The organism is endosymbiont of Lamellibrachia barhami (assembly GCF_011947365.2).
Taxonomy (GTDB): Bacteria; Pseudomonadota; Gammaproteobacteria; order Chromatiales; family Chromatiaceae; genus QGON01.
In genome coordinates this window covers 2,756,117-2,780,452 of record NZ_JAAVSH020000001.1, presented here as the reverse complement: position 1 = coordinate 2,780,452, position 24,336 = coordinate 2,756,117, and the positions used below count along the sequence as shown (strand labels likewise).

General features: G+C 52.7%; 22 protein-coding genes. 19 read left to right on the top strand and 3 right to left on the bottom strand.

Annotated elements, in window-relative coordinates:
- The first annotated feature begins 5 nt into the window (after window positions 1-5).
- The 3 genes from recB (at window position 6) to sat (ending at window position 6,907) form a co-directional block, all read left to right on the top strand.
- Window positions 6-3,554 (top strand): exodeoxyribonuclease V subunit beta, encoded by a 3,549-nt coding sequence (gene recB / locus G9Q73_RS12565; protein WP_177420092.1) that lies wholly within the window; start codon window positions 6-8, stop codon window positions 3,552-3,554.
- Complete coding sequence (recD, locus tag G9Q73_RS12560; protein ID WP_177420091.1) at window positions 3,551-5,380, top strand: exodeoxyribonuclease V subunit alpha; 1,830 nt, start codon at window positions 3,551-3,553, stop codon at window positions 5,378-5,380. Before recB ends, recD begins: the two co-directional genes overlap by 4 nt.
- A gap of 336 nt (window positions 5,381-5,716) precedes the next feature.
- Window positions 5,717-6,907 (top strand): sulfate adenylyltransferase, encoded by a 1,191-nt coding sequence (gene sat, locus G9Q73_RS12555; RefSeq protein WP_177420090.1) that lies wholly within the window; start codon window positions 5,717-5,719, stop codon window positions 6,905-6,907.
- A gap of 113 nt (window positions 6,908-7,020) precedes the next feature.
- On the opposite strand, the gene G9Q73_RS12550 is transcribed toward sat, so the two are convergent.
- From G9Q73_RS12550 to nadB, 3 genes are all read right to left on the bottom strand, one after another.
- Entirely contained in the window at window positions 7,021-7,869 is an 849-nt protein-coding gene (locus G9Q73_RS12550; protein WP_177420089.1) for a PEP-CTERM sorting domain-containing protein, read from the bottom strand.
- 451 nt (window positions 7,870-8,320) lie between these two features.
- Entirely contained in the window at window positions 8,321-8,878 is a 558-nt protein-coding gene (locus tag G9Q73_RS12545) for a bacteriohemerythrin (protein WP_246345244.1), read from the bottom strand.
- A gap of 58 nt (window positions 8,879-8,936) precedes the next feature.
- Window positions 8,937-10,565, bottom strand: coding sequence for an L-aspartate oxidase (nadB, locus tag G9Q73_RS12540; RefSeq protein WP_177420088.1), 1,629 nt, complete (start codon window positions 10,563-10,565; stop codon window positions 8,937-8,939).
- 181 nt (window positions 10,566-10,746) lie between these two features.
- On the opposite strand from nadB, the gene rpoE reads away from it, so the two are divergent.
- The 16 genes from rpoE to G9Q73_RS12460 all read left to right on the top strand — a co-directional run bounded on the left by rpoE (window position 10,747) and on the right by G9Q73_RS12460 (window position 24,255).
- Window positions 10,747-11,325 carry an RNA polymerase sigma factor RpoE gene (gene rpoE, locus G9Q73_RS12535; protein WP_177420087.1) on the top strand — a complete coding sequence of 193 codons (579 nt, stop codon included), beginning with the start codon at window positions 10,747-10,749 and terminating at the stop codon, window positions 11,323-11,325.
- A 15-nt stretch (window positions 11,326-11,340) separates the two neighbouring features.
- Complete coding sequence (locus G9Q73_RS12530) at window positions 11,341-11,898, top strand: sigma-E factor negative regulatory protein (RefSeq protein WP_177420086.1); 558 nt, start codon at window positions 11,341-11,343, stop codon at window positions 11,896-11,898.
- Between the two features lie 79 nt (window positions 11,899-11,977).
- Window positions 11,978-12,952, top strand: a complete 975-nt coding sequence (locus G9Q73_RS12525; protein WP_177420085.1) for a MucB/RseB C-terminal domain-containing protein — start codon at window positions 11,978-11,980, stop codon at window positions 12,950-12,952.
- Window positions 12,949-13,416, top strand: coding sequence for a SoxR reducing system RseC family protein (locus G9Q73_RS12520; RefSeq protein WP_177420084.1), 468 nt, complete (start codon window positions 12,949-12,951; stop codon window positions 13,414-13,416). Before G9Q73_RS12525 ends, G9Q73_RS12520 begins: the two co-directional genes overlap by 4 nt.
- Window positions 13,417-13,548: 132 nt before the next feature.
- A complete protein-coding gene (locus G9Q73_RS12515; RefSeq protein WP_177420083.1) occupies window positions 13,549-14,973 on the top strand; it encodes a DegQ family serine endoprotease in 1,425 nt (474 codons plus the stop codon).
- The gene (locus G9Q73_RS12510) at window positions 14,970-15,212 is read left to right on the top strand and encodes a glutaredoxin family protein (RefSeq protein WP_177420082.1); all 243 of its coding nucleotides are present in this window, start codon (window positions 14,970-14,972) and stop codon (window positions 15,210-15,212) included. The genes G9Q73_RS12515 and G9Q73_RS12510 overlap by 4 nt, the downstream gene beginning before the upstream one ends.
- Before the next feature lie 95 nt (window positions 15,213-15,307).
- Window positions 15,308-17,113, top strand: coding sequence for a translation elongation factor 4 (gene lepA, locus G9Q73_RS12505; protein ID WP_177420081.1), 1,806 nt, complete (start codon window positions 15,308-15,310; stop codon window positions 17,111-17,113).
- Window positions 17,114-17,184: 71 nt separating this feature from the next.
- The gene (lepB, locus tag G9Q73_RS12500) at window positions 17,185-18,018 is read left to right on the top strand and encodes a signal peptidase I (RefSeq protein ID WP_177420080.1); all 834 of its coding nucleotides are present in this window, start codon (window positions 17,185-17,187) and stop codon (window positions 18,016-18,018) included.
- 152 nt (window positions 18,019-18,170) lie between these two features.
- Window positions 18,171-18,545, top strand: a complete 375-nt coding sequence (locus G9Q73_RS12495; RefSeq protein ID WP_177420079.1) for a DUF4845 domain-containing protein — start codon at window positions 18,171-18,173, stop codon at window positions 18,543-18,545.
- Complete coding sequence (gene rnc, locus G9Q73_RS12490; RefSeq protein ID WP_177420078.1) at window positions 18,542-19,219, top strand: ribonuclease III; 678 nt, start codon at window positions 18,542-18,544, stop codon at window positions 19,217-19,219. Before G9Q73_RS12495 ends, rnc begins: the two co-directional genes overlap by 4 nt.
- Window positions 19,212-20,108: a GTPase Era gene (gene era, locus G9Q73_RS12485; RefSeq protein WP_177420077.1), complete on the top strand. Its 897-nt coding sequence runs from the start codon at window positions 19,212-19,214 to the stop codon at window positions 20,106-20,108. The genes rnc and era overlap by 8 nt, the downstream gene beginning before the upstream one ends.
- Window positions 20,109-20,123: 15 nt before the next feature.
- On the top strand, window positions 20,124-20,834 hold the full coding sequence (recO, locus tag G9Q73_RS12480; protein WP_177420076.1) for a DNA repair protein RecO: 711 nt from the start codon (window positions 20,124-20,126) through the stop codon (window positions 20,832-20,834).
- 69 nt (window positions 20,835-20,903) lie between these two features.
- Window positions 20,904-21,635 (top strand): pyridoxine 5'-phosphate synthase, encoded by a 732-nt coding sequence (pdxJ, locus tag G9Q73_RS12475; protein ID WP_177420075.1) that lies wholly within the window; start codon window positions 20,904-20,906, stop codon window positions 21,633-21,635.
- A gap of 80 nt (window positions 21,636-21,715) precedes the next feature.
- A complete protein-coding gene (locus tag G9Q73_RS12470; protein ID WP_177420074.1) occupies window positions 21,716-22,654 on the top strand; it encodes a hypothetical protein in 939 nt (312 codons plus the stop codon).
- A 157-nt stretch (window positions 22,655-22,811) separates the two neighbouring features.
- Window positions 22,812-23,705, top strand: a complete 894-nt coding sequence (gene cysM, locus G9Q73_RS12465) for a cysteine synthase CysM (protein WP_177420073.1) — start codon at window positions 22,812-22,814, stop codon at window positions 23,703-23,705.
- Between the two features lie 25 nt (window positions 23,706-23,730).
- Window positions 23,731-24,255 carry a hypothetical protein gene (locus G9Q73_RS12460; protein ID WP_177420072.1) on the top strand — a complete coding sequence of 175 codons (525 nt, stop codon included), beginning with the start codon at window positions 23,731-23,733 and terminating at the stop codon, window positions 24,253-24,255.
- Window positions 24,256-24,336: the final 81 nt, after the last annotated feature.

Genomic DNA, 24,336 nt, shown 5'->3' with positions numbered 1-24,336 from the left:
AACTGATGGATCTCAATACCGTACCGCTGGAGGGGCTGAACCTGGTGGAGGCCAGCGCCGGAACCGGCAAGACTTATACGCTTACCGGACTCTATCTGCGTCTGTTGATCGAACATGGGGTCGATCCGGATTCCATTCTCGTGGTGACCTATACCAATGCCGCGACCGCAGAGTTGAAGGCACGTATCAGAGGGCGTCTGCTGGAAGTGAGGGAGGCCTTTTCCTGTGGAAAGTCGGATGATCCGCTACTCATTTATCTGCTCCAGACTCAGCCGGATCATGCTGTGATGGTCAAACGCCTTAATCTGGCGATTGCAGGATTTGATCGGGCAGCGATCTATACCATCCACGGCTTCTGTCAGCGGGTATTGACTGAAAATGCCTTTGGGAGTGGCCAATCCTTCGATGCAGAATTGGTTCCGGATCAAACGGCTCGTGTGCAACAGATCGCGGATGATTTTTGGCGGCGGGAACTGGAAGGCTTACCGGATGGTATTACTGATCGGGTAAGGGCGGAGATCGGCACACCGGAGGGTCTGCTCTCTGCGGTTCATGATGGCTTGGGCAAACCCTATCTGCTGGTGCGTGGGGCTGAGTCTCCTGCCGACCCCGCTGGATTGGAGACGCAGGCGGCGCAAATCATCAAGCAGCTGCAACCAATATGGCAGGTGGATGGAGACTGGATTCGTGAAACGCTGGGTAACGCAGCCGTTTTCAAACAGACATCCTACAAATCCAGCATCATCTCACTCTTGTGCGATGAGATGGATAGCTGGCTGTCACAGGAGAGTCCAGCGGTTGGTGCCTTTGAAAAACTGGAAAAATTTTCTTCCAGTTCCATCAGGCGGGCGATCAAAAAGGGACATCAGGCGCCGGAGCACGAATTCTTCGACTGCTGCCAACAGTTCGTAGATCTGAAGTCTGCAATCACCAGCGCCTATGCTGACAGGATCAAAACCATCTATCTGCAGTTCTATAGTTTTCTGCTTGACGAGCTGCCCAGGCGGCAGGCGGAAGCGGGTGAATGGTCCTATGATGATCTGCTGCTGCAGCTCAATCAGGCGCTGTCGGGTAGCAGTGGGACACATCTGGTTAGGGCGTTGCAGCAACGCTATCCGGCGGCCCTGGTGGATGAATTCCAGGACACTGATCCGGTGCAGTATGAGATCTTTTCGCGCATCTATCGTAAGTCAGGTCTGCCGGTCTTTCTGGTGGGCGATCCCAAACAGGCCATCTACAGCTTTCGTGGCGCTGACATCTTTGCCTATCTGAGGGCTCGCAACGATGCCGATGACCGTTATCACCTGACCTTCAACTGGCGCTCAACGCCAATGCTGATAAAGGCGGTGAACGCCCTGTTCGAAAACGCTCCCGCACCTTTTTTCTACAAAGAGATACCGTTTCATCCCGTTAAGGCCGCCAACCGGCGAGAGAAAGGGCTGGTCGTGAGGGGGGAGACATCCCAGCCCATGCGGATCTGGAAGCTGGCAATGGAGGAGATGAAGGTCGATGAGCTGCGTCACACGGTGGCAACGACCACTGCCCGGGAGATTGACAGACTGCTTGTGCTGGGCCGGACAGGCAAAGCGACTATTGATGAAGTCCCCCTGTGCGGCAACGACATCGCAGTGTTGGTGCGCAAACATAAACAGGCCGAGCAGGTTTCCGGGGCCCTGTTGGAACTGGGTATTCACAGTGTGCGCAGTGCCCAGGACAATATCTTTCATGGCCTTGAGGCGGAAGAGCTGGAACGCCTGCTGCACGCCTGTTTCGATCCCCGGCGTGAATCTCTGCTACGGGCTGCTCTGGCCACCGATATGTTGGGCTGGAGTGGTGAAGAGATCGATGCGCTGACCTGGGATGAGACGGCAACCGGTGGTCAGGTGGAAAGTTTTCTCGACTACCATCAGACCTGGAGAGACCAGGGATTCGTGCGAATGTTTCGCCGCCTGTTGATACGACGGGGGGTGGAAAACCGATTGCTTTTATACGAGGACGGAGAACGGCGCCTGACCAATCTCTATCAGTTGGGTGAGCTGCTGCATCAGCATGACAGGTCGATGCAGCCAGGTATGGAGGGTCTGGTAAAATGGCTTAGCCAGCAACGGCAAAGCGAAGCGCCCGTCGATGAAGAGAAGCTGCTGCGTCTTGAAAGCGACGGCAACCTGGTGCGCATCGTAACCCTGCACACCAGCAAGGGGTTGGAGTATCCGGTGGTATTTTGTCCCTTCCTCTGGGATGAACAGCCCGGATTCCGAAAGGGCCAAAAGTCCTACCTGTTCCATGATCCTGATGCTGATTTCGAACCTGTCCTGGAACTGGGGTCAGCCAACTTTGAAAAAGACAAGATTCACAAGGCGGAAGAGGATCTGGCTGAGAACCTGCGGCTGCTCTACGTGGCCTTGACCCGTGCCAAGCACCGCTGCTATCTGGCTTGGGGCAAGGTAAAAAACAGCGGAAATTCACCACTGGCCTGGTTGCTGCATCCGGGGGAATCATCCTCCGATGAACCGATCAGCCAGTGGAAAAAAACCTACAAAGAAGTGAGTGACGTAGCAGTGGCTCAACGGCTTGATGAGCTGGTGGAGCAGTCTGGTGGAAACATTCTTATCCAGCCGTTGATGGAGATCAACGAGGTTGCCCAGTTTCCCCTGGCGCTCACCCGGGAGCTTGTTTCGGCCAGAGTCTTTGGCGGCAAAATCAGACCGGGGCCCTGGATCACCAGTTTCTCCGCGCTGGTCTCGGGTCATGGAGCCGACCTGCCGGATCGTGATGCGGTTCGCTCTGAGACGGTCGTCACCCTGGCCCCCGCTCACGATATCCATGGATTTCCCAAAGGACCCAAGCCTGGAACCTGTCTGCACGCAATCTTTGAACACCTCGATTTTACTGCTGCAGGCGATCCGGGGCTGGAAACTGTTATTCAGCAGCAGCTGCAAAATTACGCTATCGAAACGCACTGGACACCTGTCATTGAGAGGATGGTGCAGTCTGTGGTGAATACCGAGTTGGATGAAACCGGGCTGCGGTTGTGCGATGTCAGCAGCAGACAACGAATCAACGAGATGGAGTTTCACTATCCGCTAGCCGGATTTGATTCGGCCAGACTGAAAAACATTCTGGGAGAGGAGCAGTTTGCAATTTCGCAGCGAATCCAGCAGGCGGCAGCCGGTATCCGGTTCGGTTCGATCCAGGGTTTTATGAAAGGCTTCATCGACCTGATCTTTGAGGCGAACGGGCGATTCTATCTGCTGGATTACAAGTCGAACTGGCTGGGCACTGAAACCTCTGACTATGGTCAGGCTCAGTTGGAAAACGCCATGATCACGCACGACTATCCGCTGCAATATCTTTTCTACACCCTTGCCGTGCACCGCTTTCTGCAACTGCGTCTGGCCGATTACGATTACGACCGGCATTTCGGTGGCGTCTTCTATCTTTTTCTGCGGGGTATGCAACCTGCAACCGGGGCTGATTTCGGCGTTTTTCGGGAACGGCCGCCGAGGGCCTTTATCGAGGCGTTGGATCTGGCAATGCCGGGGGCTGAGGCATGAGAGATGAGAGACGACTGATCGGACAACTTCAGGGTCAGGGGTTGTTGAGCGATCTGGATGTTTATTTTGCGGAACTCCTGCTGCAGAAGTCGGATCAGCCATCAGAATTGCTGGCGCTTGCGGCTGCAGTGACCAGTCGGGCAACCAACGAAGGTCACGTCTGCTTTGATCTCAATGAGATGGCGGATCGACCACTGACCGGACTCGACGGTCAGGTGATAGCCTCCGTACCATCGTTGAACGACTGGTCTGCCCGATTGCGCCAGAGTGGGGTGGTTGGAACGCCCGGCGAACATCAGCCATTGATCCTCAATGCTTCAGGGCGGCTCTATCTGCATCGCTACTGGAAATATGAACACCGCCTTGGTTTTCTGCTTGATGAGCGGGCGGGTCGCCAAGCCCCCGATGTGGATGAATCGGTGTTGCGAACAGGCCTGAAACAGCTGTTTCCAAATACCGGCGATGAAATCGATTGGCAAAAACAGGCTGCTGCCACAGCGGTGTTGCAACGGCTCAGTGTGATCTCCGGAGGACCCGGCACCGGCAAGACCACCACGGTGATGCGCCTACTTGCATTGTTGCGCCAACAGCCGGGTGGTGAGGCGCTACGCATCGCATTGGCAGCCCCAACCGGCAAGGCGGCCGCACGATTGCAGGAGGCGATTCAGCAGTCGCGGGGATCTCACCAACTACCCCCGTCACTGGTGGATTCGCTGCCTGCGCAAGCCTCTACGCTGCATCGATTACTTGGGGTTCGGCACGGCAGTACAGATTTTGTTCACAATAGAGGCAACCCTCTGGCATTGGATGTGCTGGTACTCGACGAGGCTTCGATGGTGGATGTGGCAATGATGGCGAAGTTGCTGGAAGCTCTGCCCGATTTCGCCCGTCTGATCCTGCTGGGTGATAAGGATCAGCTTGCCTCAGTTGAGGCCGGGGCGGTACTGGGTGATATCTGTAGTGGTTATCGCGGGCCAACGCCTCTCTTCGCAGAACAGCTGCAGCGAGTCGCCGGGGAGAGTCCACCCCCGGATTCCAGTGATCCCAGGGCGCTGGCGGATTCCGTGGTGGTGCTTAAGAAGAGCTACCGGTTCGATTCGGCAAGTCCTATCGGACGTCTGGCCGGTGCGGTGAACACAGGAAACTTCAAGCAGGCTTGGGAACTGCTTGAAGAGGGCGGTACAGCAGCGGAAATCCGCCGGATTCCAGTGACCGATGACACAGCAAAGCTCGCTGCCGGACGATATGCCAAAATATTTGAAATGATCGGAAAGGAGTTGGCGCCGTCAGAGATCTTCGCCGCTCTCAACGATTATCGTGTGCTCTGTGCGTTGCAGCAGGGTCACGACGGTGTCATTGCCATCAACAGGCGGATTGAGGCCGAACTGCGTATCCGGGGAGATATCACCGGGGATTCCGAGTGGTTTCAGGGGCGGCCAGTCATGGTTACGCGCAACAGTTACGGATTGGGACTATATAACGGTGACGTTGGTATTGCCCTGTCGAATCCACAAGCTGGAGGAGAGATCTCAGTGGTTTTTCCTGTGGCGGATGGCAGCTTCCGCTGGATAGCGCCTGCCCGGCTACCCGAACATCAGACCGTTTTCGCCATGACGGTGCACAAGAGTCAGGGCTCCGAGTTCAATGAAGTCCTTCTGCAACTGCCCGCCCGGGATAACCCGCTATTGACCCGTGAACTGTTGTACACTGCGATTACCCGTGCACGCAGCAGATTTCATATCTCAACCGAGCTGGAAGTTTTCCGCTCTCTCGTTCATAGGCAGTTACGCAGGAACAGTGGCCTGGCGGAAGTTTTGTGGCAGTAATGCAGGGTATCCACAGCTCCCCCTGCATTGGATAAACGTGCAAATTTGCGGAGAAATAGTCTCTTCCATTGGAATTTTGCTGACCACATAAAAATAAATTTTGGATGGATAATCCCCGGCTGTGATAGGGTATGTCTGCTTTAGATTTCAGAAACTGCGCTTGATGCGTAGTTTTATTGTTAAAACATAAAGTTAAGCGATCTTTCTGATGTTAATAATTAGCAATATCAGCAAGATAACCTAACGCTCTTTTGAGAATCCTGTGCCGGTTCGGATCACACGTGTGGCCCGACCGGTTGATTGAATATTCGTGCGAAGCGAAGGAGACGAAATATCATGATCAAGCCAGTAGGTTCCGACGAACTGCAACCTCTGTTTGTCTACGATCCGGACGAGCATCACAAACTGTCCCACGAGGCGGAAAGTCTTCCGTCTGTCATGGTCAGTTCGCAGGCCGCTGGTAACGCGGTGATGATGGGCACCGGTTACTTCAACCCGCTCAAGGGCTTCATGAACGTGGCCGATGCCATGGGCGCAGCAGAATCCATGACGCTGACCGACGGCAGCCACTTCCCGGTGCCGGTTCTCTGCCTGGTGGATAGTGTTGATGCCATTGGTGATGCCAGGCGCATCGCACTGCGTGATCCCAACATGGAAGGCAACCCTGTGTTGGCCATCATGGATGTGGAAAATATCGAAACCGTCTCCGACGATCAGATGAAGGTTATGACCGACAAGGTCTACCGCACTCAGGATATGGATCACGTCGGCGTCAAAGCCTTCAATACCCAAGGCCGTGTCGCAATCTCCGGTCCGATCCAGGTATTGAGCTTCTCCTACTTCCAGAGCGATTTCCCCGATACTTTCCGTACTGCTGTCGAGATTCGCAACGAGATCAAGGAGCACGGCTGGGAGAAGGTTGTTGCTTTCCAGACCCGCAACCCGATGCATCTGGCTCACGAAGAGCTGTGCCACATGGCGATGGATCGTCTGGGTTGTGACGGCCTTGTCATTCATATGCTGCTGGGTAAGCTGAAGAAAGGTGATATTCCCGCGCCGGTTCGTGATGCCGCTATCCGCAAGATGGCCGAACTCTACTTCCCGCCGAACAGCGTGATGATCACCGGATACGGCTTCGACATGCTCTACGCCGGTCCCCGCGAAGCCGTGCTGCACGCCTATTTTCGTCAGAACATGGGTGCCAGCCACTTCATCATCGGTCGCGACCATGCCGGTGTTGGTGACTACTACGGCGCCTTCGACGCACAGACCATCTTCGATGACGAAGTGCCCGCAGGCATGCTGGATATCGAGATCTTCCGCGCCGACCACACTGCCTATTCCAAGAAGCTCAACAAGGTTGTGATGATGCGTGACGCGCCGGATCACAGCAAAGAAGATTTTGTGCTGCTCTCCGGCACCAAAGTACGTGAGATGCTGGGCCAGGGCATCGCGCCTCCGGCTGAGTTCTCCCGTCCCGAAGTGGCGCAGATCCTGATGGATTACTATCAGTCTTTGAATTCCTGATAGATACTGTCTTGAAAAAGCCCGCATCTGGAAACAGATGCGGGCTTTTTTATTGTGCATAAAAAAAGGTGGCCACAAACTGCGGGCCACCCAAATTGCTGCTGTGATCTTTATTATTTTGTCTTACGGCTCATGCGGCGGCGTCCGGCCATTCCCACCAGGCCTATGGTCAACAGAAGCAGGGTTCCCGGCTCGGGTACATGTGCGGCTGGCATATCCAGTTGCAGCCAGTCGTTGTTGCAGTTGGGTGCCCAGTGGATGCGATAGGGGTCGTCATCCAGGCCCAGGTTGACCAGGTCGAGCATGGCAAGGTCGAGACTGGTTTCGATCATGAAGTGATCCCCGGAGAATGCGCCGATCTGATTCGGGCTGCTGCCGTTGTAGAGCAGGTCGGTATACTCGAGATTGACGCTGCCCAGTAGTGAACCACTCTTTATATTGACGGGATGGGACTCCTTGTACAGACTTGTGCCGCCGGGATTGTAGACATTTGGCGCTGTCCAGATGCCGTAATTCCAGTCACTTACCGCATAGACATCACCTTGGGTCATGCCGTCGTGATCGCGGGTGACGATACCGAATTCGAAGCTGGTGGCGTCGGCGCCGAAATCGAAGTTGAAGGAGATATCGCCGCCAGCCCAGCCGCTCGCATTCGGGTCACGGCCGGTCACGATGGCGATACTCAGGCTTGTTCCCATCTGTTCTGCAAATATGGCCTCTACATCATAGGCCTGACCGCCATATCCAGGATCGAGATAGTAGCTATTCTGATCTTCGTCGACATGGAATATGGAGCTGCGCAATATATTGCCCCAGTCTGAAGCCTGCCCCTGCGGTGCGCTGAGCCAGTCGTTGATATCCCCGTCAACTGTGATTGCCTGCGTCGTGCCTGCGAATGTAAGCAGCACAGCCCCCGCAGCCACTTGCAGGGATTTAGAGAGTAAAGAATTTGCTTTTGCCATATTGAGTGATCTCAAAAAATTGATTTACATCACTGATATTGCAAAGGGTGGGCCAATCTTTGTTTTTTGTTTTAGGTCAGTGGCGGGGTTTCCCTGGAAAGGATCCATGAATAACGTATATATTATTGAAATAAAACAAAAAAATATAAGAGGAACAGAGTTCCCCAATGATTATTTTGGGAAGTAGATTCAAAATTAACTCGCTAGGCAATAACTTCCCAGGAATCGAAGTGGTAACTGTAAAATCCACTGACAACATCCAGCGATTTATTCCCGTTTGGGGAAAGTTGTTCGTTATTTCAGAGGATCAGGAATTTGTGGAGGGGAAAAGGCGGTAAAACGAGAAAAGACAGGCGTCAGAAAAATGAAAGGTGTCAATTTTTCCGACGATAAAGAAATCTAAATCTTATCCAGTAGGGGATGTATGAAAAACCGGGTTGTATTTACTCATTCAGGCGTCAGAACCACCAAAGAACCTGCCCAGACTACGGGATAGCCAACCGCTTTTCTTTTCGGTACCGAGCATCTTCTGCACAGCGGGTACATAATCTGCGTCATCATTCTTGATGTGGTTGATGAGCCAGTTGCGCAGCATTCTGTTGACCTGTTTTACTGCATCAACATTACCGTCATCGAAATCCTTCTTATATTCGCCGAGTTTTTTTATGAAGACTTTGTGAACCCGCTGGTGCGCGGATCGAAATTCGTATCCAGCCTTCTCCTGGAGACCCTCTTCAAAGGTAAAATGGGTAATCGTGTAGTCGATCAACCCGTCAAAGACATCGGAAATTGATTCATAATCACCAGTCTCTGTGGCATCCACCAGTTGATTGATATAATCAACGATGCGCCTGTGTTGTTTGTCGATGACATTGACCCCGGTATTCAGGTCTTTTGTCCATTCGAGATGGTCCATGTTCTTCAGGTCTCCAGTGGGTTTATTGGTGCCTGCCGCGGCTGCCGTGGTTTCGGTGGCGGCAAAAAAGCTACGGCCCCCAATTTCTGACATCCAGGATATACAATTTAACGATTATACCACGATGTTTCTGTGACTTGGTCTGGACTGTTTAGTTTTTTCGTTTTGGCGAGTAGTTGTCGGGAATCAGCACCGTGGCTTTGCGTTGCACCTGATCATCCCGGTAGGGGAAATCGATGGTGTAGTGTAGCCCACGACTCTCCCTGCGGCTCTGGGCAGAACGAATGATCAGGTCTGCCACGTCAACCAGATTACGTAGTTCCAGCAGATCGTTGCTGACACGGAAATTGCCGTAGTATTCGCCGATCTCCCTTCTCAATAGTTCGACCCGGCGTTTGGCGCGTTCCAGTCTTTTGTTGCTGCGTACTATACCCACATAGTCCCACATGAAGCGTCGCAGCTCGTCCCAGTTGTGTGAGACCACCACCTCTTCGTCAGAGTCGGTAACACGGCTCTCATCCCAAGGGGGGAGTTCCGGCGGGAAGGGTGTTTTATCTACATTCCTATGGATATGTTCAGTAGCCAGTTCGGCAAACACCAGACACTCAAGCAGTGAGTTGCTGGCCATGCGGTTGGCCCCGTGCAGCCCGGTGTAGGCAGTCTCTCCTATGGCGTAAAGACCCGGCAGGTCCGTTTGTGCCTGGTGATCGGTCATTACCCCACCACAGGTATAGTGAGCGGCGGGCACAACGGGAATGGGTTCACGGGTGATGTCGATGCCGAAATCAAGGCAACTCTTATAGATGGTTGGAAAGTGTTCCCTGATGAAGTCAGCCGGTTTATGACTGATATCGAGAAACAGGCAGTCGGCGCCGATGCGTTTCATTTCGTGGTCGATGGCTCGGGCAACGATATCTCTTGGAGCCAACTCGGCACGCTCATCGAAGTTGGGCATGAAACGACTGCCATCCGGCAACAGTAGGTGACCGCCTTCTCCCCGAACCGCCTCGGTAATAAGGAATGTCTTCGCCTGGGGGTGGTAGAGGCAGGTGGGGTGGAATTGAATGAACTCCATATTCGCGACCCGACAGCCTGTTCGCCAGGCCATGGCAATGCCATCCCCGGTTGAGACATCGGGATTGCTGGTGTAGAGGTAGACTTTACTGGCGCCGCCGGTTGCGAGTATGACGAAGCGCGCACGAAATGTGTCCACCTTGCCGTTTTTCTGGTTGAGAATGTAGGCACCCAGGCAACGTTTGGCTTTTTGGGTGCCGTTTTCACCACCGGCAATCAGATCGATAGCAATGTGGTGTTCGAATATCTCCACATTTGAGCGTGACATCACCTGGGATTCCAGGGTCAATTCCACCTCTTTCCCCGTTGCGTCCGCAGCGTGAATAACTCGCCGGTGGGAGTGTCCTCCCTCCCGTGTCAGGTGGTAACCACCACTGCTGACAGCAGAGTCGTCGCGGGTAAAGTGGACGCCATTGGACATCAGCCAGTCGATGCTTTTGGGCCCGTGTTCGACCACCAGCCGGACGGTATCCTCATCACAGAGCCCTGCGCCGGCATCAAGGGTATCTTCGACGTGGGAGGAGAGGGTATCCCCCTCATCCAGTACTGCCGAGATACCTCCCTGGGCGTAATAAGTGCTGCCCTCTTCAATCTCCCGTTTGGAGATGACCGCAACTTTCAGGTCTTTTCGCAGCCGCAAAGCCAGGCTGAGTCCGGCAGCGCCGCTGCCAATGATCAATACGTCGTGGAGGTGATCTTTAGTCATATTTGCGAGGCGGGGTGGATACAGTGATAATGCGCACTTAAATCAGACTGCATCCTAGCGCAAATCGAAGGTTCATTGAACCAAGTCAATAAAGTATGGGATCGCACGAACTAATTCATCCTATGGTTGTCAATGAGACTGAGCGCAAGGAAGCGCGAGTCACGAGGAGGGTAAAGCCCGGATGGGCGAGCGGCAAGTCGATCAGGAACTGGTCATCCGTGTACAGCAGGGCGATAAGAAGGCTTTCGATGTGTTGGTGCTCAAATACCAGCAGAAGATCGCCAATCTGGTCTCCCGTTACATCCGGGACTCCCACGAGGTGTTGGACGTCACGCAGGAGGCCTTTATCAAGGCCTACAAGGCGCTCCCCCGGTTCCGTGGCGAGAGTGCCTTCTACACCTGGTTGTACCGCATTGCTATCAATACGGCTAAGAATTACCTCGTAGCCCAGAGTCGACGCCCACCCTCGTGGGATGTGGAACCTGAAACGGCGGAACAATTGGATGAAGGTTCGCGTCTTAAGGAGTATGGGACGCCAGAGAACCATGTGCTGACTGAAGAGATCACCATAACGGTACAGCATGCGCTTGATGCCTTGCCGGAGGATCTGCGCACAGCCATCGTTCTGCGTGAGCTTGAAGGAATGAGTTATGAAGAGATTGCCGAGGCCATGTCCTGTCCAGTCGGCACAGTGCGTTCCCGTATATTCCGGGCACGCGAGGCAATCGATAAACGTTTACAACCCTTGATTAACCCATAATAAGTGGTTACGGCAATGACAGAAAAAGAGCGAGAAAAACTGTCCGCATTGACGGATGATGAACTATCCGCCTTTGAAATTCCCGGTGCGCTAAAAGAGCTTATTCGCAGCGAGGATCAACAAGCTTCCTGGAGTCGTTACTATCTGATTGGTGATGTGATGCGTCGGGAAACAGGTCCGGCTGTGATGCCGAACCTGGCAGCTTCAATCAGACAGCGTCTGGAGGATGAGCCAGTCGTACTCGCTCCGGGTAATATCGGTCGCAGATGGGTTAAACCCGTTGCCGGTGCGGCAATCGCTGCTTCAGTGGCGCTGATGGCCGTGATGGTTGCGCCGCAGTTTATCAACCCGGAGCAGGGAGGAACCCCCCTGCCGCAGGTCGCGGTAAATCAATCACCCAATGAGCGTACCTATGCCAGTCAGAAAGGTACGCGTTGGGAGTTGCTGGCCAAACCTGAAGTTGAATCCCGTCTGAACAGTTATCTGGTAAATCACCAGGAGTATGCTCCAGCCGGCAACATGAAAGGAATCATGCCATATGCAACTTTCGTGAGTTATGACGGAGCACGGTGATTGCTTCATGAATGGTTTGGGATGTCGTTCTCCTTGTCTCTCCCGGCCCACGGGGGTTTCCTCTTTTCTTCAGTCTGGCATGACTGCATTTTGCGGATTTGCGCTCTTTCTGCTCCTCTTTGCCGGGTCAGTCACGGCATCTGACGATGAAAATGTAGCGCGCCAGTGGTTGGAGCGCATGATGGAGGCTGTCAGGGTTCTCGAATATCAAGGGACATTCATCTATCTGCATGACAATCAACTGGAGACAATGCGCATCATCCATGCGATAAGCGATGGCCAACCCCATGAAAGATTGATCTCGCTCAATGGTGCGCCCCGTGAAGTGATACGTGATCGGGACTCTGTTACTTGTGTCATGCCGGAATCGCAACAGGTCTCTATCGACAAGCGGCCACCAACGAATAAATTCCTCGACCTGTTACCTGAGCATCTGGAGCAACTCTCATTGAGCTATGCGTTCCGCACGCTTGGTGAGACAAGAGTCGCTGATCGTCAGGTCAAGGTCGTGGCGATCATTCCGCGAGACGGTTTTCGTTACGGTTACCGCTTCTATCTGGATCAGGAAAGTGCACTTCCGCTTAAGTCCGACCTCATGAATGAAGAAGGGGAGGCGGTGGAACAGACGATGTTCACCGAACTGGAAGTGGGTACTGCAGAGTTGGGTGTTGTGGTGCACAAAAGCCCCCGCAAAACTATCGATGCAAATTCAAATACGCCAGAAAGAACCACAAGCAGTGTCGCAAACTGGTCGTTCAGTAATTTACCGGCTGGTTTTACCCTTAGAGTGCAGGATCTGTTGCCCAACTCAACGGATGGCGAGATGGTCGAACATTACGTATTGAGTGACGGTCTTGCCTCTCTCTCGGTGTTTATCGAACCGAGTGGTCAGACCACTGCCCTGGAGGGCGTTTCACGCCTAGGCGCAATCAACGCATGGGGCGGACAGGTGGACGACCATCAGGTCACTGCTGTAGGAGAAGTCCCTGCTGTGACGCTTCTCAGTGTGGTGAAATCCATGCGTCGTGTTCATAATACTGCGCGCACAGAATGATTGAGGAAAATGCAACCGTGGTCTCCTGCGAAGGTGATCACGCAGTGGTGGAAACCCAGCAAAAGGCGGCTTGTGGTTCCTGCCACTCTGCAGACAGTTGCGGCACTTCCGTGATCTCCGGACTCTTCAAGCGCAAACACAATCAATTGCGGGTTCTCAATGCTATAGATGCTAAACCCGGGGAACGAGTCGTTATTGGCCTGCAGGAGAGGGCACTGGTGAACGCATCACTTGTTGCTTACCTGTTGCCCCTGTTTTTCATGATCTCATTCGCCCTTGCCGGGCAGGAGTTGATGGGGCAGTACTTCCAATCTGCCGGGGAACTCATCGCTATTTTATGTGGTCTATTGGGACTGATTCTTGGATTGTTTCTGGCTCAACGGCATGCCTTGGGGGGAGAACGTGACAGCGCTTTTCAGGCGGTTATCCTCCGGCAGGCATCGATTAGTCCAGTACATTTTTAGGCGAAGGGGGCGGAGTCAAATTTGATGGGCATCCGATATTGAATGTCTTGTTGCTTTGATCAAATTTGACTCCGACCCTACAAATTACTACAAATTAAGTTTGTGTGCCCCGGCTATGCAAGGAGTTAGTTTATGAAATCCCTTACTTCCCCTCTGGTGCAGTGGACGGTTCTTGTCATGGTTGCTCTGCTGAGCATCCCGGCACAGGCACAGCTGCCGGATTTTACAGGCCTTGCCGCGAAAAATGCGCCATCGGTAGTCAATATCAGTACTCACCAGCAGCAGAGCATCCGTCAGCAGATGCGCCAATTCAACATCCCGGAGATCCCGGATGGCAACCCTTTTGGCGAATTGCTCAGGCGATTTCTCGATGAACATGGAAATCTGCAAGAGGACGAGGTGGAGAAACAGTCTCTCGGTTCAGGTTTCATCATATCTCCCGATGGCTATATTCTCACCAACAACCATGTCGTTGCGGAAGCGGACGAAATCATCGTCAGAATGCACAATCGGCGTGAATATGTCGCCAGGCTGATTGGCACAGACGAACGCAGTGACGTTGCGCTGATCAAGATCGAAGCCACCAATCTTCCTGTAGTGAAGGTCGGCAGTTCAAAAGAGTTGAAAGTTGGTGAATGGGTATTGGCCATCGGCTCTCCTTTTGGCTTCGACCATTCAGTTACCGCTGGTATCGTCAGTGCAAAGGGGCGAAGTCTGCCGAGCGAAAACTATGTACCCTTCATTCAAACCGATGTTGCCATCAATCCAGGCAATTCAGGTGGTCCGCTCTTCAATCTCAAGGGCGAAGTGGTTGGGGTGAACTCTCAGATCTACAGCCGCTCCGGTGGGTTCATGGGACTCTCTTTTGCAATCCCCATCGATGTGGCGATGAATGTGGCGGATCAGCTAAAAACCCGTGGCCATGTGAGTCGTGGCTGGTTGGGGGTGCTGATTCAGGATGTCACGGGGGAGCTGGCGGAAAGCTTCCACATGTCCCGTCCGCGCGGCGCCCTGGTTGCCAGAGTGTTGCCCGACAGTCCCTCCTCCCAAGCGGGCCTGCAAGTGGGTGACGTAATACTCAAATATAATGGTACCGAATTGCGCAGCTCATCCGAATTGCCGCCGCTAGTCGGCAGCAGTCGCGTCGATCGCCCTGCACGCCTGGAGATATTACGTGGCGGAAAGAATATCATTGTCATGGTCAATATAGGCGAATTGCCACCTGAGGAGGGTGCTCAACTGGCCCGGCAGGTGAAACCAAAAGTTGCGAAAAACCGGCTTGGCGTGACTGTCTCCGATCTTACCGAAGAGCATCTCAGTCAATTGGCGCTACCACCAGGTCAGGGGGTAATGGTCGATTCGGTGACGGGTAATGAGGCGCGTGAGGCAGGCGTCAGGGAAGGTGATGTCATTATGATGTTGAATAACAATAATGTTGAGAATGCGAAGCAGTTCGGGCAGTTGGTCAAAAGGTTACCTGAAGGCAAGACGGTCGCCTTGCTGGTACACCGTACTTCCGGCCCCATGTTCCTGGCTCTGCGTGTCCCGAAGGAATGACACCACTGAAACTGTTCTATCGTGACGGTTGCCACCTATGTGAAGATATGCTGGAACAACTACAGCAGCTCCAGAGGGAGCAGATGTTTCCTCTGGATTTGGTCGATATAGACCGCGATCCAGCGACACGGGCCAGATATAACGACTTTGTGCCGGTGCTCGAAAATGGTGAGGGAATCCGGTTGAGTGAATATTTTCTCGATGAAGCCGGACTGCGGCGCTATTTGCAGGGAGTCTGATTTGGTATGATTGTCGCCTTTTGCGGCATCTGCGCTCACCTGGGCTGGTTTCAGGAACGGAGGTTCCTATCACCGGCCCGGATATCATCGACTCCATGACTGATTTGCGACACATACGGAATTTTTCCATCATTGCCCATATTGATCATGGCAAATCCACGATTGCAGATCGTTTCATACAGGTGTGCGGTGGACTGAGCGAACGCGAAATGGAGTCGCAAGTGCTTGATTCCATGGATCTGGAGCGGGAACGGGGCATTACCATCAAGGCCCAGAGCGTCACGCTGGATTATACGGCGAAGGATGGCGAGACCTACCAACTCAACTTTATCGATACACCTGGTCATGTGGATTTCTCCTATGAGGTTTCCCGTTCCCTGGCAGCTTGCGAAGGGGCTCTCCTGGTGGTCGATGCCGCGCAGGGGGTGGAAGCCCAGAGCGTGGCCAACTGCTATACCGCCATCGAACAGGGACTCGAAGTGATGCCGGTACTAAACAAGATCGACCTGCCCTCGGCGGAGCCGGAGCGGGTGATCAACGAGATCGAAGAGATCATCGGCATCGATGCATCCGAAGCCCTCAACGTCAGCGCCAAGACCGGTTTTGGCATTACTGATCTGCTGGATGATCTGGTCAAGAGGATTCCTCCACCAGAAGGCGATTTGGATGCTCCGCTACAGGCACTGATCATTGACTCCTGGTTCGACCCCTATGTGGGGGTTATCTCTCTGATCCGGGTGGTGAATGGTTCCATCAAACCCAAGGACAAGATGTTCATAATGTCCACGGAGCGGACCTATCAAGTGGAAAAAGTGGGTGTTTTTACGCCCAAGCGGCTCAACAAATCTGTGCTGGGCACCGGCGAGGTAGGCTATCTCATCGCCGGGATCAAAGAGATCGATGGCGCGCCGGTGGGCGACACGATTACCCTCGAAAAACGCAAAGCAGAAGCGCCACTGGCGGGATTTGAAGAGATAAGACCCAGGGTCTTTTCCGGCCTCTATCCTGTCAGCTCGGATGATTACGAAAATCTCCGTGATGCGTTGCAGAAGCTGCGCCTGAATGATGCTTCGCTACACTATGAACCCGAAACCTCCCAAGCTTTAGGGTTCGGCTTTCGCTGCGGTTTTCTCGGTATGCTGCATATGGAGATTGTTCAGGAGCGTCTGGAACGTGAGTATGACCTCAACCTGATCACAACTGCTCCCTCAGTGGTTTATGAGATATTGCTCAACAATGGGGAGTTGATACGCATCGAGAATCCGGCAAATCTGCCTGATCCAATGAAGATCGATGAAGTTCGGGAGCCGATCATCAGCGCCACTATCCTGGTGCCTCAGGAGCATCTGGGGGCCGTGATCACGCTATGTATAGAAAAACGGGGTGTGCAAAAATCGATGCAGTACCTTGGAGGGCAGGTTACGGTCAAGTACGAATTGCCATTGAATGAGGTGGTGCTCGATTTTTTTGACCGCTTGAAATCCGTGAGTCGGGGTTATGCGTCTTTCGAATATGAGTTCAAACGATTTCAACCGGCACCGTTGGTCAAGCTCGATATTCTGATCAATGGTGAGATGGTTGACGCCCTCTCGCTGATTGTTCACAAAGACCATTCTCAGACCAGGGGCCGCGAATTGACCTCAAAGATGAAAGAACTCATTCCCAGACAGATGTTCGAGGTGGCAATTCAGGCAGCTATCGGCAGTAAAGTCATTGCCCGCACCACTGTCAAGGCGTTACGCAAAAATGTTACCGCCAAGTGTTATGGCGGTGATATTACCCGTAAACGCAAGCTGCTGGAAAAGCAGAAGGCGGGCAAGAAACGCATGAAGCAGGTAGGACGGGTGGAGATCCCTCAGGATGCCTTCCTTGCCGTGCTGCAGGTGGGAAAAGATAATTGATTGCAGATATCAGTAGGAAATATGAAATCTGCATCTCTCCATAATTAATAATCAGGAACTCCTTCGTAACCATGAATTTTGATTTCCCTGCTTTTTTGGTGTTGGCAAGTGCTGTCACTGGTGGAATATGGCTGATTGATGCGCTTTTCTTTGCCCCTGCAAGAAAGCGACGCCGCGTAGCAGAGGCTTCAGCATTGGAGACCAGAAGCGAACCGCTGATGGTTGAATATGCCCGCTCTTTCTTTCCTGTTATCTTCGCTGTCCTGATCCTGCGATCCTTTATGGTGGAGCCCTTTCGCATTCCATCAGGCTCCATGATGCCGACGCTGCTGGTGGGTGACTTTATCCTGGTCAACAAGTTTGCATATGGAATACGCCTGCCGGTCTTGAATAAAAAGGTTATCGACCTGGGTTCACCGGAACGGGGAGACGTGGTGGTATTCCGCTATCCTAAAAACCCCGCTATCGACTACATCAAGCGGGTCGTGGCAGTCCCCGGAGATACCATCTATTATCGGATGAAGACCTTATACATCAATGGCAAACCCATGCAGCAGACACCCGTCGGAGTCTATTCCGGCTCTGGTGGAGGAGCGCGTGAGACCGGATCTATGAAATCGGTGGAGAACCTTGCCGGCGTTGAGCATGCGATTCTGGCGCATCCGATGGCTGGTGACTTTGCCATGGGCTGCAATGTATTGATCAGGGGACCGATTACCATACCTGAGGGCCACTACTTCGCAATGGGTGACAATCGTGACAACAGTAATGACAGTCGCTGTTGGGGACTGGTGCCGGATCAGAACCTTGTCGGTAAGGCCTTCGGAATCTGGATGAACTGGGATTCCATGAAAGAGGGCTTCCCACCAATTGCCTGGGAGAGGATTGGCAGAGGAATCGATTAAGAGACCAAAGGTTCGTAGCCAATACTTATTTCTGTCTGCCAAATATGTAAAGGACTCGGAGTCGGATTTGATGTGTATCAGGGTATTGAATGGCCCATTGCTCCGATCAAATTTGATTCCGCCCCCGTAATAAATATTGAGGTTTGAAATACATGCTTTCCATCAAAAAACAACGTGGGCTGTCTGGCATCGGTTGGCTGTTTGTTCTCTGTTTGATTGGATTCTTTGTGCTCATGGGGTTAAAGATGGCGCCGGTTTATATGGAGCATTACACGATAAAAACTGCTCTTGAGTCATTGGAGCGCGAACCGTTCATTGGCCAGAAACCCGTCTCAGCGATACGCAAGATGTTTATGCGGCGTCTGGAGATCAACTATGTCACCAACGTCAAGAAAGATCACATCAAAATCAAGCGCTCAGGCGGCAGTACAACCATTGATGTAAATTATGAAGTGCGTGAACACCTTTTTGCCAACCTGGATGTGGTGATGACATTCAATGAATCTGTCATGCTGAACGCCAATTGAGACCCTCAATTGACAGCCTCTGCAGATCGTTAGGCTACTCGTTCAGTGATATTGCGCTTATTGAGCAGGCACTCACTCATCGAAGTGCCGGCGGTCTCAACAATGAAAGATTTGAGTTTCTGGGTGATGCGATACTGGGTTTCGTTATCGCGGATGTGCTTTTCCAACATTTCGGGCATGCCAGTGAAGGCCAATTGAGTCGTTTACGTTCAAGTCTGGTAAAGCGGGATACGTTGGCAATTATCGCCCGGCAACATCAGATTGGCGACTATCTTCATCTTGGATCAGGCGAACTACGCAGCGGGGGTCAATCAAGAGATTCCATCCTGGCCGATGCCGTGGAAGCCATTATTGCTGCGGTCTATCTTGACGGTGGTTATCATTCAAGCCGAATAGTGACTTTGGATCTCTTTGCGGAACGTCTTGAGAAGATAGATCTCACTGCACAGCAGAAAGATCCGAAGACCCGCCTGCAGGAATTTTTACAGGCCAGAAAACATGGCCTTCCAAGCTATGAAGTCGTGTCGATCAGCGGTGATCCTCACAACCAGAATTTTAAGATTCGATGCCAGATTACTGAGACCGGCCATGAAACCCTGGGTGAAGGTTCCAGTCGGCGTCGAGCGGAACAGGATGCGGCACAACAGATGCTGCAGGGACTGAAAGATGCCTGACAACAACAATCGTTGTGGTTATACAGCCATCGTGGGGCGTCCCAATGTGGGGAAATCCACGCTGATGAACCGAATCATTGGTCTCAAGCTGGCAATTACCTCCCACAAAGCACAAACAACCCGGCATAGTATCCTGGGTATCAAGACCCTGGATGGTGGGCAGGTCGTGTATGTAGATACGCCAGGCATTCATGAGCGGGCCGATCATGCGATGAATCGCTACCTCAATCGTACGGCAAAGTCCGCACTGACGGATGTGGATGTCATCATATTTGTTGTCGAAGCACTGCGCTGGACAAGCGAGGACAGCAAGGTTTTGAAGATCTTGCAAGAGTGCTCCATGCCCGTCATTCTTGCCATCAATAAGGTCGATACAATAAAGAAAAAAGAAGAACTTTTGCCCTATCTTGCTGAAATGGCAGAGCGTTATGCTTTTGCTGAAGTCATTCCGATCTCAGCAAAAAACGGAAGCAATGTTGAAACGCTTGAATCGCGCGTCCTGAAAAAACTGCCGCCCGGAGATAATTTTTTCCCTGAAGATCAACTAACCGACAGGCCGGAAAAATTCTTTGCTGCTGAGATGGTGCGCGAGCAGATTACCCGACGCTATGCAAAAGAGCTTCCCTATGCTGTCTCCGTCGAGATTGAGCGTTTCGAAGAGGATAACGGACTCTACCGAATCAGCGCTGTGGTGTGGGTGGAAAAACCGGGACAGAAAGCAATAATAATTGGCAAAAACGGGGCAGCGCTGAAAAGTGCGGCTACTCAGGCCAGGAAGGCGATGGAAAGCTTTTTTGACTGCAAAGTCTATCTGGAGGTCTGGGTCAAAGTGAAGCGAAGTTGGTCCAGTGACGAATCGGCGCTGGTACGCCTTGGTTATGGAGATTAGGCTGGATTTTTCACCTTGTCTGCACTGGAACTTCAGCCCTGCTTTGTTATCCACCGGCGTAACTATCGTAACAGCAGTCTTCTGTTGGAGCTGTTCACTCCTCAGGATGGACGCTTTGCCGCTATTGCCAAAGGCGTAAAATCCGGGCGTTCATCCAAGAGCGCGCTATTGCAACCTTTCAGGCCACTGCTGGTCGGCGTCAGTGGACGGGGTGAGATAAAGACACTGCGACAGGCGGAGGCCGAGGGAAACATCTATACACTTGCCCGTAAGGCACTCTATTGCGGTTTCTATCTGAATGAGCTGCTGATGCGCCTGCTGGAACGTAATGATCCTCATCCCACACTCTTTTTGCACTACATCAAAGCACTGCAAGCACTGAGTGAAAATCCCTCTCTGGAGGATACGCTACGCAGCTTCGAGGTTTCTCTGTTAAGGGAGACCGGTTATGAATTGCTGCTTGATCGCGAGGCGGAAAACGGCGATGCAGTGCAACCGGATGACCTCTACGATTATCATATCGAGCATGGCCCGGTTAGGGTGGAGGGAAATGCTGCCGATAATCAGAATATTGTGCATGGCAGCACACTGCTCAGTCTGCAACAGGCATCCCCGTTGGCGCCGCAGGCCAGGAGTGAGGCGCGCGGACTAATGAGGCGAATCCTGGCGTTTTACCTTGGAGACAAGCCTTTAAAAAGCCGCGAGCTGTTTCGTGGACCAAACTAGTGTTCGCACAGAAATCGTAGCTCACCACGAAGAACACGATATATTTTGTTTAGAAAAACAGGAAAAGAGATGAGTGACAGACAAGAGATTCTGCTGGGCGTCAATATTGATCATGTGGCCACGCTGCGCCAGGCACGGGGAACCCGCTATCCGGAACCTGTCCAGGCTGCGCTGGTTGCAGAACAGGCAGGGGCAGATGTGATCACGCTGCACCTGCGGGAGGACCGGCGCCACATCCAGGATCGTGATGTAGAGATGTTGGCGGATATTCTACAGACCCGCATGAATCTCGAAATGGCTGCAACTTCTGAAATGGCCGCCATTGCGTCCAGGTTTCGTCCCCATGATTGCTGCCTTGTACCTGAAAAACGAGAGGAGCTCACCACTGAAGGGGGGTTGGATGTAGCGGGGAACCTCGACTATATGCGGGATTACTGTGAGGAACTCCGGGATGCAGGCGTTCGGGTCTCCCTTTTCATCGATGCAGACCAGAAGCAATTGGATGCCGCTGTGGAGGTTGGTGCGCCAGTGGTGGAGATCCATACCGGACACTACGCAGATGCTCCGTTGGGCCGGTCCCGGGATGAAGCCCTGGAAAAGATCATTCAGGCTGTAGAGTATGGAAACCAGATCGGTCTGCAGGTCAATGCGGGCCACGGACTCGACTACCACAACATCCAGCCAATTTTACAGATCGGTGGCATTCGTGAACTGAATATAGGCCACTCGATCATCTGCCGGGCAGTTTTCACGGGCCTGGATGCTGCTGTACGTGAGATGAAAAACCTATTGAGGGAATAGCCTTCCCATTTCTTCTTGATTCTGAGTATAATGCCGCGCCTTTATAAGGGAATTTACTTGAGATTGATTAGGAGAAAGGAATGAAAGCAGGATATTTAGGGATGATTTTGGGTGCTTCGCTGGTCCTCAGCGCTTGTGGCGGCGGAGGTGATGATGATGGTGGCGTATCCACAGCCTATACAGGCAGCCGAACGCTTGCCGATGTGACTGTTGTGAACGGCGAAACGTTTGCCAGCGGTGGGCTTGGTGCAAGCCAATCGGTTGGTAGTCTGGCCAATGCAACGGGGCGTCCTCAGGGTGGAGAGAATGGTTCATTCATACTTGGTACCATTAATGTTATTACCAACGTCGTAAACCATTCTCTGGGAAAGACCGCTTCGCGGGCTTCTTCGCAGGAGCGCATTGTATCTGACACTTTTTTCTGCTCATCGGGGTCTGTCCAATTTCTCCTCGACATACCAGATAGTGAGGACAGTTTCTCCGGTTATATGGACTTCATCGGATGTAACGAAGCCGGCGTAATGATCGACGGCAGAGTGGATATCAGCGGCATTCTCACTATCAATGACATTGGCTCAATGACATTGACTATGAAAGATGCATCGCCATTGGTGGTCAGCAGCGGCGCTGATTCCGTGACCTTCATCGGCACCTTGGCAATGCATTTTAATGGTGCTACGACAACCACTGTTACCAATCTGCTGGTAATAAATGGTGACGGCAGCGTCGAAATGCTGGAAAATTTCACCCTGGTATTTACCGATGGTTATGGAGGGAATAACTCTCTAGCGATTTCCGGTCGATACTATCATCCGGTGGAAGGTTACGTGGAGATCACGACACCGGTCACAATGCTGATGAATCCGTTCGATGTCTGGCCCTTTTTTGGAACAATGCTTTTGACCGGTTCTGCGGGTTCAATCGCCCAGATCGACATTATCAACAATGCCCAATACACCCTCTCAATCGACGAAGATGGGGACGGAAACTGGAAATCATCAGAAGTGGTTAATTTCTGATCTCAGAATATTCAAGAAGTAGGCCCGGTCAAGCACAGCGGATCGGGCATCCCCAGCCAGACAGAAAATCTGGGGTTGCCGGTTCCGCCGTGCTTGAACCGGCCTACCTTGAGATTCACCACTGATCTTGACAGAGAAATCGCGCTAAACTCCTGTCATGAACTACAAAACAATCGAAGACTATATCGGCAACACCCCACTGGTGCGTCTGCAACGGCTCCCTGGCGAAACATCCAACACCCTATTGGTGAAACTTGAGGGAAACAATCCGGCAGGCTCCGTTAAGGATCGCCCGGCCCTGAGCATGATCCAACATGCGGAGAAGCGTGGCACGATCAAGCCGGGGGATACCCTGATAGAGGCAACCAGCGGCAATACCGGCATTGCGCTGGCGATGGCGGCCGCCATCAAGGGGTATCACATGCTTCTGGTAATGCCCGAGCACATGAGTCTGGAGCGTCGGGCTGTTATGAAGGCCTATGGGGCCGAACTGATTCTGACGCCAAAGGCAGGCAGTATGGAAGCGGCGATCGATCGTGCGCGCAGCCTGGAGGCAGAAGGAAAGGGGATTGTTCTCGATCAATTTTCCAATCAGGACAACCCGGCTTCTCATGCCGAAGGCACGGGACCGGAGATCTGGCGCGATACCGAAGGCAAGGTCACTCACTTTGTCAGCGCCATGGGCACCACCGGCACCATCATGGGCACCTCCCGCTATCTCAAGGCACAGAACCCAGCTATCGAAATTGTTGGCGTGCAACCCATGGAGGGCTCCAATATTCCGGGAATCCGTCGTTGGCCAGAGGAATACCTGCCAAAAATCTATGATCCAAAACGGGTCGACCGGATCATCGATGTCTCACAGCAGGATGCAGAGGAGACCACCCGCGAACTGGCAGCAAAAGAGGGGATCTTTGCCGGCATCTCTTCCGGTGGTGCGGTGGCGGCGGCATTGAAGCTCTCCCGTGAAGTGGAGAACGCAGTCATCGTTGCGATCATCTGCGACCGGGGCGATCGCTATCTCTCCACCGATGTCTTTCCTGCGAGCTAGATATTTATCGATACAGACTGCCCTTTTGGGTGGTCTGTTTCTCCTCAGCGCTATCTTTTCTGCACTGGCTGTTGATCAGCTCACTCTCAGCATTGAAAAAATCGATGGCGCTACCTGGCAGGCTGAACACATCGATCTGCAACTCGAATGGTTCCCGTCTTCAAAGAGTGCCTACCGGCTTGAGATCGGCAAGATTCAACTGCCGCAATTGGCTGAGCCTATTGAAAACCTTACACTGGATTGCCTTAGAGGCTTGGTCACTGACCAATCGATCCAGTGCGATAACGGAAAACTGCATGTGACCGGGTTGAAACTGGATAAACCCGATATGCAGGTGCATTTCAGACTCGATCTTGACACGCTAAACCTGCAGGCTGGACTCAAACAGATAGCAGTGGCAAGAGGCAAACTCGATCTGAAGCTCTCTACCGGCAAGAATCGATGGAAAATCGACCTGCGGGCGCGTTATCGATATCCAGGTATTGATAAATGGCCGCCCTTGAACAGGGCCCAAGGGAGAGTGAGCTATTCAGGCTACTCGGACCCGTGAGTTCCATTTAACCGGGAACGCCGGACAGCAACAGGAGGTGGCTGCTTAAACAGCAATACGCACCGGAACGAAGTACTACTT

Excerpts from the sequence above, each read along its gene's own strand:
- recD (WP_177420091.1), top strand. The coding sequence starts at position 3,551 with ATGAGAGATGAGAGACGACTGATCGGACAACTTCAGGGTCAGGGGTTG.
- G9Q73_RS12470 (WP_177420074.1), top strand. The coding sequence starts at position 21,716 with ATGAAAGCAGGATATTTAGGGATGATTTTGGGTGCTTCGCTGGTCCTC.
- recB (WP_177420092.1), top strand. The coding sequence starts at position 6 with ATGGATCTCAATACCGTACCGCTGGAGGGGCTGAACCTGGTGGAGGCC.
- rpoE (WP_177420087.1), top strand. The coding sequence starts at position 10,747 with ATGGGCGAGCGGCAAGTCGATCAGGAACTGGTCATCCGTGTACAGCAG.
- G9Q73_RS12515 (WP_177420083.1), top strand. The coding sequence starts at position 13,549 with ATGAAATCCCTTACTTCCCCTCTGGTGCAGTGGACGGTTCTTGTCATG.
- era (WP_177420077.1), top strand. The coding sequence starts at position 19,212 with ATGCCTGACAACAACAATCGTTGTGGTTATACAGCCATCGTGGGGCGT.
- G9Q73_RS12525 (WP_177420085.1), top strand. The coding sequence starts at position 11,978 with ATGACTGCATTTTGCGGATTTGCGCTCTTTCTGCTCCTCTTTGCCGGG.
- cysM (WP_177420073.1), top strand. The coding sequence starts at position 22,812 with ATGAACTACAAAACAATCGAAGACTATATCGGCAACACCCCACTGGTG.
- G9Q73_RS12520 (WP_177420084.1), top strand. The coding sequence starts at position 12,949 with ATGATTGAGGAAAATGCAACCGTGGTCTCCTGCGAAGGTGATCACGCA.
- nadB (WP_177420088.1), bottom strand. The coding sequence starts at position 10,565 with ATGACTAAAGATCACCTCCACGACGTATTGATCATTGGCAGCGGCGCT.
- sat (WP_177420090.1), top strand. The coding sequence starts at position 5,717 with ATGATCAAGCCAGTAGGTTCCGACGAACTGCAACCTCTGTTTGTCTAC.
- G9Q73_RS12495 (WP_177420079.1), top strand. The coding sequence starts at position 18,171 with ATGCTTTCCATCAAAAAACAACGTGGGCTGTCTGGCATCGGTTGGCTG.
- G9Q73_RS12545 (WP_246345244.1), bottom strand. The coding sequence starts at position 8,878 with ATGTCAGAAATTGGGGGCCGTAGCTTTTTTGCCGCCACCGAAACCACG.
- lepB (WP_177420080.1), top strand. The coding sequence starts at position 17,185 with ATGAATTTTGATTTCCCTGCTTTTTTGGTGTTGGCAAGTGCTGTCACT.
- G9Q73_RS12530 (WP_177420086.1), top strand. The coding sequence starts at position 11,341 with ATGACAGAAAAAGAGCGAGAAAAACTGTCCGCATTGACGGATGATGAA.
- G9Q73_RS12550 (WP_177420089.1), bottom strand. The coding sequence starts at position 7,869 with ATGGCAAAAGCAAATTCTTTACTCTCTAAATCCCTGCAAGTGGCTGCG.
- pdxJ (WP_177420075.1), top strand. The coding sequence starts at position 20,904 with ATGAGTGACAGACAAGAGATTCTGCTGGGCGTCAATATTGATCATGTG.
- G9Q73_RS12510 (WP_177420082.1), top strand. The coding sequence starts at position 14,970 with ATGACACCACTGAAACTGTTCTATCGTGACGGTTGCCACCTATGTGAA.
- lepA (WP_177420081.1), top strand. The coding sequence starts at position 15,308 with ATGACTGATTTGCGACACATACGGAATTTTTCCATCATTGCCCATATT.